At 45.5% G+C, this 12,840-nt stretch carries 11 protein-coding genes; all 11 read right to left on the bottom strand.

What is annotated here, in order from left to right:
- The 11 genes from urtD to hisS all read right to left on the bottom strand — a co-directional run bounded on the left by urtD (nt 1) and on the right by hisS (nt 12,838).
- Entirely contained in the window at nt 1–843 is an 843-nt protein-coding gene (urtD, locus tag AB6E54_RS08360; RefSeq protein ID WP_017056203.1) for an urea ABC transporter ATP-binding protein UrtD, read from the bottom strand.
- Entirely contained in the window at nt 840–2,012 is a 1,173-nt protein-coding gene (gene urtC, locus AB6E54_RS08355) for an urea ABC transporter permease subunit UrtC (protein WP_017062507.1), read from the bottom strand. The genes urtD and urtC overlap by 4 nt, the downstream gene beginning before the upstream one ends.
- Before the next feature lie 10 nt (nt 2,013–2,022).
- On the bottom strand, nt 2,023–3,651 hold the full coding sequence (gene urtB, locus AB6E54_RS08350; protein WP_017065607.1) for an urea ABC transporter permease subunit UrtB: 1,629 nt from the start codon (nt 3,649–3,651) through the stop codon (nt 2,023–2,025).
- 235 nt (nt 3,652–3,886) lie between these two features.
- Nucleotides 3,887–5,173 carry an urea ABC transporter substrate-binding protein gene (urtA, locus tag AB6E54_RS08345; protein ID WP_065584655.1) on the bottom strand — a complete coding sequence of 429 codons (1,287 nt, stop codon included), beginning with the start codon at nt 5,171–5,173 and terminating at the stop codon, nt 3,887–3,889.
- A gap of 295 nt (nt 5,174–5,468) precedes the next feature.
- A complete protein-coding gene (locus AB6E54_RS08340) occupies nt 5,469–5,696 on the bottom strand; it encodes a zinc ribbon domain-containing protein (RefSeq protein ID WP_010440564.1) in 228 nt (75 codons plus the stop codon).
- A gap of 40 nt (nt 5,697–5,736) precedes the next feature.
- Nucleotides 5,737–6,741 (bottom strand): sensor domain-containing diguanylate cyclase, encoded by a 1,005-nt coding sequence (locus AB6E54_RS08335; protein WP_065584656.1) that lies wholly within the window; start codon nt 6,739–6,741, stop codon nt 5,737–5,739.
- Between the two features lie 289 nt (nt 6,742–7,030).
- Nucleotides 7,031–7,933 (bottom strand): metal-dependent hydrolase, encoded by a 903-nt coding sequence (locus AB6E54_RS08330; RefSeq protein WP_102428298.1) that lies wholly within the window; start codon nt 7,931–7,933, stop codon nt 7,031–7,033.
- Nucleotides 7,934–8,064: 131 nt separating this feature from the next.
- On the bottom strand, nt 8,065–9,546 hold the full coding sequence (gene der, locus AB6E54_RS08325; protein WP_017062511.1) for a ribosome biogenesis GTPase Der: 1,482 nt from the start codon (nt 9,544–9,546) through the stop codon (nt 8,065–8,067).
- A gap of 158 nt (nt 9,547–9,704) precedes the next feature.
- The gene (gene bamB, locus AB6E54_RS08320) at nt 9,705–10,865 is read right to left on the bottom strand and encodes an outer membrane protein assembly factor BamB (protein WP_017062512.1); all 1,161 of its coding nucleotides are present in this window, start codon (nt 10,863–10,865) and stop codon (nt 9,705–9,707) included.
- A 10-nt stretch (nt 10,866–10,875) separates the two neighbouring features.
- The gene (locus tag AB6E54_RS08315; protein ID WP_017062513.1) at nt 10,876–11,490 is read right to left on the bottom strand and encodes a YfgM family protein; all 615 of its coding nucleotides are present in this window, start codon (nt 11,488–11,490) and stop codon (nt 10,876–10,878) included.
- A 79-nt stretch (nt 11,491–11,569) separates the two neighbouring features.
- On the bottom strand, nt 11,570–12,838 hold the full coding sequence (gene hisS / locus AB6E54_RS08310) for a histidine--tRNA ligase (RefSeq protein ID WP_017062514.1): 1,269 nt from the start codon (nt 12,836–12,838) through the stop codon (nt 11,570–11,572).
- Nucleotides 12,839–12,840: the final 2 nt, after the last annotated feature.

Raw genomic sequence — 12,840 nt, 5'->3', positions numbered from 1 at the left:
CTATTCTCCGAGATAAACTTGTTTAACTTCAGGGTGAGCCTGCACTTGATCCATGGTGCCTTCTGCCAACACGTGACCTTGATGAAGCACGGTGACATGGCTGGCGATAGAACGAACGAAATCCATATCGTGTTCAACGACCACAACCGAGTGCTTACCTGCCAGTGAGTTAAGTAACTCAGAGGTGCGATCCATTTCTTGGTGAGTCATACCTGCCACGGGTTCATCCACCAGCAATAGCCTAGGGTTTTGCATCAATAACATGCCTATCTCTAACCACTGTTTCTGACCGTGAGACAGGTTACCTGCCAAATTCGCCGCTTCGTCTTTAAGGTGAATAAGCTCTAGTACCGAGGTGAGTTTGTCTTTCTGCTCGCCAGACATCACGGCAGTGAAAGTTGCCCACACCGAGCGATCACCTGCCATGGCTAATTCAAGGTTCTGCCACACAGTTAAACATTCAATCACGGTCGGCTTTTGGAACTTACGCCCAACGCCTGCGTTAGCAATTTCAGCTTCGTTCATCTTGAGTAGATTGATGTTCGAACCTAACCACACTTCGCCAGTATCTGGCTTAGTTTTCCCGGTAATGATGTCCATCATGGTTGTTTTACCTGCACCATTAGGGCCGATGATGCAGCGTAGCTCTCCCTCTTTGATGTAGAGGTTGAGGTCGTTTATCGCTTGGAAACCATCGAAGCTTTTGTTGACGCCTTCGACATACAACAGCACGTTATGTCGAGTATCGATGGCAGGATGAATATCGGGTTTGAGGTAATCAAAGACTTCGTCTCGACGAGTGAACGCCTGAACCGATTCCTTTACGCTATTAAATGTGGTCATGCGATCACCTCCTTGGCCTTGTGCTGATCATCCTTATCTTTATCTTGGTTTTTCCCATTTGATGCCTTGCGCAGCTGCTGCCACTTTTCACTGACAAAGCCAATCACACCTTGTGGGAAGTACATGGTTGAGAGTACGAATAGTCCACCCAGAGCAAACAGCCACACCTCCGGGAACTCAACCGTAAACCAACTCTTGGCGTAGTTGATGATCAATGCACCGACAATGGCACCAAACAGAGTGGCACGACCGCCTAAGGCTACCCAAACCACAATCTCAATCGAGTTAAGAGGAGCAAATTCTCCCGGATTGATAATACCCACTTGAGGGACATATAAAGCCCCGGCAATACCGGCGATAACCGCAGAAAGAACGAAGACCCACAGCTTGATGCCATCGACGTCATAGCCCATAAAGCGAGTGCGTGATTCCGTATCACGAATCGCTAATGCCACACGACCTAATCGACTGGTCACCACCATGCGACAAGCTATGTAGCTGAGAATAAGCGCAATACCAGTCGCGACAAACAGACCTATCTTGACCGCATCACTCTGCAAACTCAGACCGATGATGTCTTTGAAATCCGTCAGTCCGTTGTTGCCACCAAAGCCCATTTCGTTGCGGAAAAATGCCAGCATCAATGCGTAAGTTAATGCCTGAGTCATGATAGAAAGATACACCCCGGACACACGAGAGCGGAAAGCTAAATAACCGAACAAGTAAGCCAATGCGCCCGGCACTAGCACCACCATCAGGCAAGCAAACCAGAACTGGTCAAAGCCCTGCCAGAACCACGGCAACGCAGACCAATCAAGGAACACCATGAAATCTGGTAAGACTGGATCACCATAAACCCCACGGTCACCAATCTGACGCATCAAGTACATGCCCATCGCATAACCACCAAGCGCAAAGAAAGCACCGTGGCCAAGGCTCAAGATTCCGAGATAGCCCCACACCAGATCGAGCGCCAACGCCAACATTGCGTAGCTCAGATATTTGCCCATCAGCGAGATAGTAAAAGTCTCTACATGGAGCGGGTGCCCACTTGGTAACATGGTGTTAGCCAGTGGGATAAGAATAACGGCCGCTAGAATGGCAAGGATGGTCAGTTGGCCACCTTTGTCACCACGCATTGCCGAAAGTACAAATGATTTTGACTGCATGATGTTGTCCTTAACCTTCAGCCGCACGACCACGTTGCGGGAAGAGTCCGCGTGGGCGTTTTTGAATAAATAGAATGATGAAAACCAGTACCAGAATCTTGGCGAGAACCGCACCAGCCCATGGTTCTAAAATTTTATTGAACAGACCAAGGCTTAAGCCTGCGACTAGCGTGCCCCATAGGTTGCCAACACCGCCGAATACCACCACCATGAATGAGTCGATGATGTACGCCTGTCCCATATTAGGGCCAACGTTGGTCAGTTGAGACAGTGCCACGCCTGCAACACCCGCAACGCCAGAGCCTAAACCGAAGGTCATCGCATCAACTCGCTCTGAACGAATACCCATCGCACGAGCCATGCCACGGTTTTGAGAAACCGCACGAACCTGCAAACCTAGTGGTGTCTTTTTCAGAACCATTAATAAGCCCATAAATACCAAACCACAGAACAGGATGATATAAAGTCGGTTGTAAGTCAGGGACAACATTGGGTTCAATTGAAGTGCGCCAGACATCCATTCAGGCGTGCTCACTGAGCGGTTCAAAGGAGAGAAAATCGAGCGAACAGCCTGCTGCAAGATTAAGCTAATACCAAAGGTCGCGAGTAAGGTTTCCAATGGGCGACCATAAAGATGACGAATCACACTTCGCTCAATCGCAATGCCCACTAAGCCAGAAACAATGAATGCCGCTGGAATGGAAAGTATCAGCGCTAGGCCAATATGATTCGGCATCAACAACTGCAATACGTAGGTGGTGTAAGCGCCAATCATGATCAGCTCGCCATGAGCCATGTTGATAACGCCCATCACACCAAAGGTAATCGCTAAGCCAATGCCTGCCAGTACCAATACCGAGCCTAAACTCAAGCCAAAGAATACGGTTTCAACACCTGAGTACAGAGCTTGGCTTTGTTGATAATCGTCCATCGCACGCTCTGTTGCAGCCAAAATGCTTGGTTCTTGCTCACCGTTAAGTAGTTGGTTCAGTGTTTTTAGAACGACTGAATGCTTAAAGTCGCCCACTCGTTCAATCGATGTTACTCGAGCTTCAGTTGTTGCACTGTTATCAAGCGAGGTAAAAATAGCTAATGACAAATCCATTAGTTCAGCGACTTTACCATCGGTCTCATTTTCTCTAAGTTCGGATAAACGATCGATGATAGTGGCATCCTTAGTTCCCAGTAGATCGAGAACCGCTTGATAACGCACATCTGGGTTACTGCTATTTAATCCAATAGAGGCAATTTCACCCCGTAAGATCCCGCGAAGTTTGTTGTTTACGCGCACCTTTTTAAACAGCTTAGCATTGTCGATATTGAGAGTTGATTCATCCCATACAGACTGAGCTGAAGTGGCTGTTTTGGTGTTTTGAATGAGATAGAGCTGTTTATAATGTTCGTTTTTTTTATCATTGAAGTAATAGAGATTGCCGTTTAACCATCCATATAAAATAGCCTTCGACACGTCTTCCGTTTGTGTCTCAATGATCCAATCGATGGCTAGCTCTTTATCCGATGTTTTTTTACCAACTAGCGCCTTGGTAAAGCTAGCTTCATCCGTTATTCCAGCAAAAGCCAACTGAGCACTGATAGCCATGAGCAACAGCGCCTTAAATACGTTTAATACGTTCTTCATCCCTGCTTCCTTAACCAACAAGTTAGATATTGTTATTTTTTACTTGGTGGATGTTTGGATAGTTGTTGTGACTTGAAACTAATTTGAGCCTTCTCTTTCGTTGCGCCTCCATGCAGAAGCACTCTTCCCTAAAGAGAAGGCTCAATATTCATAGCTAGTAGTTACCGGTAATAGCTAACACCCAGTAACGAAAGCTGATAACCAGTAACTAGTTATCAGCTAAGAGCGAATAACTCTAGTTACCACCAGAACACTTTTTAGTTTCAACGTTGAACGCACCACATGAGAATGGCTTAGACCAACTAGAGAATAGTTTTGCTGATTCAGGTAAGTAGTTAGACCAAGCATCACCTGCAACAAGGCCTGTGGTTTCCCAAACGATGTCAAACTGGCCATCATCTTGAATTTCACCGATCAGGACTGGTTTAGTAATGTGGTGGTTTGGCAGCATGGTAGAGTAGCCGCCAGAAAGGTTAGGTACAGACACGCCAATCAAGGCATCTTGCACAGATTCAGGATCGGTTGTGCCCGCATTAGTCACAGCTTGAGCCCACATATTGAAACCAATATAGTGTGCTTCCATCGGGTCATTCGTTACACGTTTGTCACTCTTAATGAATGACTGCCATGTTTCAACGAACTCTTCATTGACTTCGGTATCGACGCTCATGAAATAGTTCCATGCCGCTAAGTGACCCACTAGAGGTTCAGTATCCATGCCCGATAGCTCTTCTTCGCCAACCGAGAATGCAATCACTGGAATGTCTTCAGATGAAACACCTTGAGCACCAAGCTCTTTATAGAAAGGTACGTTTGCATCGCCATTCACAGTAGATACAACGGCGGTTTTCTTACCAGCTTCACCAAACTTCTTGATATCTGAAACAATAGATTGCCAATCAGAATGACCAAACGGTGTGTAGTTGATCATGATGTCTTCTTCTGCGACACCTTTACTTTTTAGGTAGGCCTCTAAGATCTTATTGGTGGTACGTGGATAAACGTAATCGGTACCTGCAAGCACCCAACGTTCCACTTCAAGTTCATCCATTAAGTAATCAACGGCAGGAATCGCTTGTTGGTTTGGCGCAGCACCGGTGTAGAAAACGTTTTTAGAGGACTCTTCGCCTTCATACTGTACTGGGTAGAAAAGGATGCTGTTTAGCTCTTCAAAAACTGGCAGCATGGATTTACGTGATACCGATGTCCAACCACCAAATACCACATCCACTTTTTCTTTCTCGATAAGCTCACGTGCTTTCTCAGCAAACAACGGCCAGTTTGACGCAGGGTCAACAACTACAGGCTCAAGCTTCTTACCAAGTAAGCCACCTTTTTTGTTTTGCTCGTCGATGAGCATAAGAACGGTATCTTTTAGCGTTGTTTCACTGATCGCCATAGTGCCTGACAATGAATGTAGAACGCCGACTTTAATGGTATCGTCAGCCGCAAGCACTGTTGCAGAAGAAAATGAAAGTGTTGTACACAGTGCAGCTAGCGATAAATTGAACACCTTGTTCATGATTGTTACTCCATAATTGTATTTTTGTTATTCAATTACAGAGTTACAAGAAGAGTGCCAAACTTAAAACATAACCAACAAAGTTTTAAGCCTTTGTATTTAATAGTACTTTAACTAAGTTAACACCAATGCAGTGCATAGCGACAAGGTTACTATGTTTCATGCTGGTGCAGTGACGATAAGATTGAACCAAGATGACACACGCATATTCGCTAAATACAAAAAAGGCCCAATATTTTCATACTAGACCTACAAAAAACACCTCAGATTATCGTCTTGCCATTGAGAGGTAAGACTATTCGGCTTGTTGAAACTCGAATTTCACTCTCGACTTAGATTTAAGCTCGTTACAATCACCATTGCAGAAATAGCTCGCAGCCCCACAAGCTTGAAGCTTCTCTAATTGGCTGCTGCACTCAGGACAAAAGCCCACTTTTGTAAAGTGATCTTGGCAGCTTTCACAGTGGTATTTACCATCCCAGCTAAGTTCTGACTGGCATTTAGGGCAGATATTTTCACTCATAGGAAATCCTAACTTTTTACTTTCAGTACTAATAAGCAATCTACTCTTTCTTCGCCTTGGCTTGCTTGATTTGATACATGCTTTTGTCAGCTGACGCAATCAACTGATCGAGCCCTTTAGGCGACTTTTCACAAGCAATCCCAACACTGACTGAAAACTGAACGCCATTAATATAGAGAGCTTTATCCAACGCTTTTTCTAAGCTGTGATAAAAGTCTGACACTTTTTGTTCGGTATCAAAGCAAGAAAACACTACAAACTCGTCACCGCCGTAACGACCTACCTTGGCACATGCCGTAGTCGCTTCATCGAGAACTTTTGCAACGGCTAACAGAACATCATCGCCAAAGCTATGGCCATACGTATCGTTGATTGACTTGAATTTATCAACATCAACAAACAGGCAGGCCATCACTTTGTCCGCAAAACATCGTTTAACTAAAACCTTCTTAGCTTCACTTAACAATGCTCGGCGGTTCAAGCAATGCGTCAGCGAATCATGACTGGCAAAAAAGTTGAGTTGATTCTCTAGCTCGTATTTCTCTAGCGCTACTGAATACAAAGAAGCAAGCAGCTCCAAGATCTCGAGTTCAAATTCATGAGGTTCTGAAATGCATCGGCTGTAAATCGCAAATGTACCTAGCACGTGGCCATGCGAAGAGATGATGGGCACCGACCAACAAGCGTGTAAGTTGGCTTGATTGGTCAAGGTTAAGAAAGGCGCCCAATTTGAGTGAGTATTAATATCAGAGACCATAACAGCTTTCTTAAGCGCAGCTGCCTCGCCACAAGAGCCTATCCCCGCACCAATTCCTACCCCTTCAATCTGTTGATTGTAAAAATCAGGCAGGTTTGGGGCATATTCAAGGTGTAACGTTTTAGACTCTGAGTTGAGCAGTAGAATTGAAGCCATGCGCTGCCCAAAAAGCTGCTCGGTAAGCTGAATAATCTTGTGATTTAAATCTTTGCGATCCATCCCAAGCGCAAGCTTCCGTAGCAAGCTATTGACGGCTCGATGACCTTCTAATAAAAATTGTTGTTCCATTCACTAAGGCTTTCAATTGTGTAATCGGGTACAACTTGTTCTTATGCAAGCTTGTTATTGGTTAATAATAACACACTAAATTAGTACGACACACAATCGAAGATCATAGGTTGATCTTTCGCTTTATCTATTTTGATCAGCGATCTACCCCAAAAAGAATATTTATATCACCACACACCGAAAGCATAAGTTACATATGCTGCATTTCAATTTCAAATAGTCATTTATATCAAAAGTGACATGTAAAAATAAAATAAACAGCACAAGCCATTTCGATCTGTAGTCTAAATCATCGAATTACATGCGTCAGCATTTCAATGTTTTGGCCATCTAGCTGGGTCAGCTTAACGGACAGCGCACCAAGTTCTGAGGTATTTCCAATGTGTGTGCCACCACAAGGAATAGTGACCTGAGTATCTGCGTCAAGCTGCCACTCCCAGTAACGAGAGTCTGTTAACGCCTCGCCTTCTAGTCTCATCGCAACTGGCGTCGGCTCTGCAAGCCAGCCCGCAAGCATTTGGTTGATATCAGCTTCGATGTCATCAAGATTTGCTAGCATGTCTGCAACGTTCAAACCGCGCTTCTTCAGGGTTTTGCCTAAGCGATACTTATCGGTACACAGCTCTGGAGTCACAAAGCTCGTCACTTGTGCATAACTATTGAAGTCGTAACTGCCAAGCGGATCTTTTCTGTCCGCATCTTTACGCCAGTAGCTCTCAGCCAATACTTTATTCAAGGCTAGGAAAGCGATGTGGCCAGCACTGTGACCACGGCTCAAACTGGCTTGGTACTCTTTATCAACCGACAACACGACTTCGTCGTTAACCTTAATCATAGAAGCAGATGTAGGTAGCTGGTGGACAACAACAAACGCCCACCCTTCCGTATCACGCTTAACAGGGATATCTGCTGCGATATGAAGCTTGCCAGTAGATTGTTCTATAGCACCAACAAGGCAGTCTTCAACGGGAAATTGCACTTCACCAACATTCACAAAGCCTTGGTCTGCAGGGTGATCGGGCCAAATATGACTCACTGGGTGGAAAGGTGTTACGTCGGCAATCAGGTAAGTTTTGCTGTCGTCGCTTTCAACGTACTGCGCTTTAGCATTGAGCTGCCAAGCCTGATGACAAAATTGAGTGATGGTTGGTGTGATTGCTGACACAGGTGTAATCAAATCGCTAGTAGTCATATCGTTCTTCTTCTGGAATCTAGTCTGATTCGTTGAGCCATGATGATAAAAACGTATTGTTATGGCTTAACGTGAATTTTGCTTAAAAAAATACCCGAGACAGGCTCGGGTATCAAATCTATTGGAAAGGTTTACTTACGACCTTTAACCATGCTCATCATACGCTTACGTTTACGTTCTTGAGAAATTGTCAGCTTGTTTGTCTTAGCTTCAAATGGGTTCTCGCTGTTCTGGAATTGAATGCGAATAGGTGTACCCATAATTTCTAGTGAACGACGGTAGTAGTTCATCAAGAATCGTTTGTATGAATCTGGCAAGTTACGAACTTGGTTGCCGTGGATAACGATAATCGGTGGGTTGTAGCCACCAGCGTGCGCGTATTTCAGTTTCACACGACGGCCACGAACCATAGGCGGTTGGTGATCATCAGTCGCCATCTTCATGATACGAGTTAGCACAGAAGTACCAACACGAGTAGTCGCTGATTTGTAAGCTTCTTGTACAGACTCAAACAAGTGACCAACACCTGTACCGTGAAGTGCAGAGATAAAGTGAATACGTGCGAAATCAACGAAGCCTAAGCGACGGTCTAGCTCTTTCTTAACGCGTTCTTTAACGTCGTTATCTAGGCCATCCCACTTGTTTACGGCAATAACAATTGAACGACCAGCGTTCAACGCAAAGCCTAGCAAGCTTAGATCTTGATCAGAGATGTTTTCGCGAGCATCGATAAGCAGCAATACAACGTTAGCATCTTCAATCGCTTTCAGTGTTTTAACCACTGAGAACTTCTCTACCGTTTCGTTGATGTTTTTACGACGACGAACACCCGCAGTATCGATTAGAACGTATTCACGCTCGTCACGCTGCATTGGGATGTAGATAGAGTCACGAGTCGTACCTGGCATATCGTAAACAACCACACGCTCTTCACCAAGAATACGGTTCGTTAGCGTTGATTTACCTACGTTAGGACGGCCAATGATCGCTAGTTTGATCGGTTGATCTTGAAGACGCTTGAATTCTGCTTCAGCTTCTTCTTCTGTAAATTCAACCTGCTCTTCTTCTTCGTCTTCAAACTCAGTTAAGTCGCTTACTTCGCCATTCTCAGCTTTTAGCGCTTCTGCGAATGGGTTAAGAGCAAGGTCAATAAGTGCAGTAACACCACGACCATGCGCCGCAGCGATTTGGTACATGTCTTCTACACCTAGTTGCCAGAAGTCAGCACTTGCAGCATCAGGGTCGATACCATCAACCTTGTTTACTACTAGCATTGAAGGCTTTTCTAGTTGACGTAGGTGCTTAGCAATCGCCACGTCTGAAGGTGTTAGACCCGCACGGCCATCTACCATAAATAGAACGACATCAGCTTCATCAATCGCCGCTAGCGACTGTTCAGCCATTTTAGTTTCAACACCTTCTTCAGTACCGTCGATACCGCCAGTGTCAATAACAATAAAGTCATGCTCGCTAAAATGAGCATGACCGTATTTACGGTCACGCGTTAAGCCAGGGAAATCCGCAACCAATGCATCACGAGTTCGAGTCAATCGGTTAAATAACGTAGATTTACCTACGTTCGGACGCCCTACTAGAGCAACAACAGGTACCATAACAACCTCTACAATTTCTTCTCTAAATGTAGTTATAGGTAAGCACTTGTTCGCAAGTTTAAACTCTTACCTATAACCACACGGTTTATTAATTTTTAACAACAAAACGGCTCCTGGCTGTTACCAACCAGGAGCCGACTGTGAATTATATCACGCTTTTATTGGCTAATCGTTAGTTTCTTTACATCGCCATTGCGAGTCGTCACTAAGTAGCCTTCAGGCAGTTCAATTGGTGCAACCGCAAAGCCGCTATCATCGACAAGCTGTTGAGCAACAAACTCACCCGATGAACGATCCAACCAGTGCAGATAACCTTCAGTATCACCCACGACTACATAACCATTAATAATAGCAGGTGCTGTCAGTAAGCGGTTTTCTAACAATGGAGTGCTCCACAGTTCAGTACCACTACGCGCATCAACCGCAACCACATGGTCTTTGTCGGTAACAACGAACAAACGGCTACCATCACTTGCTAAATCAATCGCTGATGAGTAGTTACGTTTCCAAATTGGCTTACCAGAACGAAGGTCGATAGCAATCAGCTGACCATTGATACCTACGGTATACAGGGTGCCACCAAGAACAATTGGAGATGCATCAACATCAACCAAACGATCAATTTCCGTTGCACCTTTTGGTGTGCCTACTGGCTGTTGCCAAATAAGCTGACCACGATCAACGATAGCCGCAGCTAGACGACCATTTGCTGTACCCCAGAATACACCACCAGAAACTGCAACAGGCGAGCTATCGCCACGCAGTGTTAGGCTTGGTACTTCCGTACTGATGGTCCATTTTTGTTCACCGCTTGCTTGATCTAACGCGATCAACATACCGCGACTGGTATGAACAATGACCATGTTGCTATCAGTTGCTGGGGATGCAAGCACCTCGCCATTGACTGATACACGCCACAGCTCTTCACCGGTCGATTCTTCCAGTGCGATCACTTCGCCATTTTCAGAACCAACAAAAACTTTACCGTAAGCCGCCGTTAAGCCACCCGATAAACGAGCCAATACGTCTTTCTCAAGATCGACTTTCCACAGCGCTTTACCTGTATCAGGATCAAGCGCTTTAACCATACCTTCACGGCTTGCAACAAACACTTTGTCGTAAGCCAATTCTGGCGTTAGTTTTGAAAAGTAGTGACCAACACCATCACCAACCGACGTAGACCATTCCTGACTAGGAGTGAACTCGCTGTTTACCGTTGGTACTGGAGCCATGATTACGGTGTCTTCTTCACCCGCACAGCCAGCTAGTAGGCCAAGAGCAATCGCACACAACGCCGCTTTTGGAAACATCTTCTTCATTCAAAGCGCCTTATTTAGCTAGGTCGTCAAGTTTGATTTGAAGCGTTTGGCTAGCGTCAACAGCTTGCTGTGCTTCTGTGTAAGCACTGTATGCTGCGTCTGTGTCGCCTTTACGAAGTGAGATATCACCACGCAGTTCAGCAACACGGCCTTTCCAAGATTCGTCTGTCATAGCAGCAAGATCAGTCAGTGCTGCGTCAAATTCACCTTGCTCAGCTTTAATACGTGCAACACGGTAAGTAAGTAGTGGCGCAAGTGCCGCGTCCTTAGTTGCCGATTTTGCCCACTCGAGCTGTTCAAGTGCCGCCGCTAGATCGCCTGCTTGTACTTGTACTTTTGCTAGTTGCATAGCAGCAAGTACTGAGTACTCAGCATCTTTGTTTGCGTCGATGAAAGCTTGAATATCAGATTGAGCATCAACACCCTTAACATCAAGAGCTGAAATTACAGAGGTGTAGCTTTCTGAAGCTGCTTCACGCGCTTCAACTACTGAATCTTGGTAATAGCGCCAGCCAAATAGACCACCTAAACCAATAACCGCACCAAAGATTACGGCTTTACCGTTCTCTTTCCACCAATCTTTAATGGCTTCAACTTGTTGCTCTTCGCTATCGTAAAGTTCCACTTCCTGTCCTCTTTAATTCTTTAAACGCCAGCATAGTGCTGACGTTAGTATTCATTATGAGCGTTTGCTCAATGGCTAATTAGATTAGCGCAGCAACTTTCTCTGCAACTTCCGTTTGAGACACGGTTTCTTGCTCGCCGCCAACCAGATCTTTTAGCACAACTGTATTGTCAGCAACTTCGTTCTCACCAAGTACCAGCGCCACAACAGCACCTACTTTGTCAGCACGTTTGAATTGCTTCTTGAAGTTACCACCACCGAAGTGGTTCATTACACGCACGCCTTCAACGGTGTCGCGTAATTGATTCGCTAACTGCATGCCCGCGATCATAGTACCTTCGCCAGCAGCAACTACGTATACATCAACGCTACGACGAACTTCTGTTAGCTCTAGCGTTTCCATCATCAGAACCAGACGCTCTAGACCCATTGCGAAGCCAACTGCATTGGTTGCTTTGCCGCCTAGTTGCTCAACAAGACCATCGTAACGACCGCCGCCACATACTGTACCTTGAGCACCAAGGCTGTCTGTGATCCACTCAAATACAGTGCGGTTGTAGTAATCTAGGCCACGTACTAGACGCTCATTAACTTGGTATTCGATACCAACAGCGTCAAGAAGTTCACACAAACCAGCAAAATGTTGCTTCGATTCTTCACCTAGATATTCAGATAGTCGAGGTGCGTCACCTAAGATAGCTTGAACATCAGGGTTCTTAGTATCAAGTACACGTAGAGGGTTAGTGTGCATGCGACGTTTGCAGTCTTCGTCAAGCACATCAATGTGTTGCTCAAGGAAAGCCACTAACGCAGTGCGGTAGCTAACGCGATCTTCTTGAGAACCGATTGAGTTCAGCTCTAGGCGAACGTGCTTGTCGATGCCTAGCTCACGCCATAGACGTGCTGTCATCATGATAAGTTCTGCGTCAACGTCTGGACCGTCTAGGCCAAACACTTCAACACCACATTGGTGGAATTGACGGTAACGACCTTTTTGAGGACGCTCGTGACGGAACATAGGGCCCATGTACCATAGGCGCTGTTCATCACGGTTGATAAGGCTGTTTTGAATACATGAACGAACACAACCTGCTGTGCCTTCTGGACGCAGCGTTAGGCTATCGCCATTGCGGTCGTCAAAGGTGTACATCTCTTTAGAAACAACGTCTGTCTCTTCACCAACTGCACGGCTAAATAGGTTTGTTTCTTCAACGATAGGCATACGTACTTCGTTGTAACCGTATGCACTCACCACGTTTTTAACTGCGCTTTCTACTTTCTGCCACAGTGGTGATTGAGTTGGAAGGCAGTCGTTCATGCCTCGAATTGCTTGAATATTTTTAGCCACAG

This window comes from Vibrio sp. 10N.247.311.49, assembly GCF_041467655.1.
Classification (GTDB): Bacteria; Pseudomonadota; Gammaproteobacteria; order Enterobacterales; family Vibrionaceae; genus Vibrio; species Vibrio crassostreae_C.
Note: the sequence above shows the minus strand (reverse complement) of the source record. Positions and strands in the feature narration are given on the sequence as shown.

What these genes read in the sequence shown, in the direction of transcription:
- der (WP_017062511.1), bottom strand. Translation starts at nt 9,546, where the DNA reads ATGGTACCTGTTGTTGCTCTAGTAGGGCGTCCGAACGTAGGTAAATCT.
- bamB (WP_017062512.1), bottom strand. Translation starts at nt 10,865, where the DNA reads ATGAAGAAGATGTTTCCAAAAGCGGCGTTGTGTGCGATTGCTCTTGGC.
- urtA (WP_065584655.1), bottom strand. Translation starts at nt 5,173, where the DNA reads ATGAACAAGGTGTTCAATTTATCGCTAGCTGCACTGTGTACAACACTT.
- AB6E54_RS08340 (WP_010440564.1), bottom strand. Translation starts at nt 5,696, where the DNA reads ATGAGTGAAAATATCTGCCCTAAATGCCAGTCAGAACTTAGCTGGGAT.
- urtD (WP_017056203.1), bottom strand. Translation starts at nt 843, where the DNA reads ATGACCACATTTAATAGCGTAAAGGAATCGGTTCAGGCGTTCACTCGT.
- AB6E54_RS08335 (WP_065584656.1), bottom strand. Translation starts at nt 6,741, where the DNA reads ATGGAACAACAATTTTTATTAGAAGGTCATCGAGCCGTCAATAGCTTG.
- urtB (WP_017065607.1), bottom strand. Translation starts at nt 3,651, where the DNA reads ATGAAGAACGTATTAAACGTATTTAAGGCGCTGTTGCTCATGGCTATC.
- AB6E54_RS08330 (WP_102428298.1), bottom strand. Translation starts at nt 7,933, where the DNA reads ATGACTACTAGCGATTTGATTACACCTGTGTCAGCAATCACACCAACC.
- urtC (WP_017062507.1), bottom strand. Translation starts at nt 2,012, where the DNA reads ATGCAGTCAAAATCATTTGTACTTTCGGCAATGCGTGGTGACAAAGGT.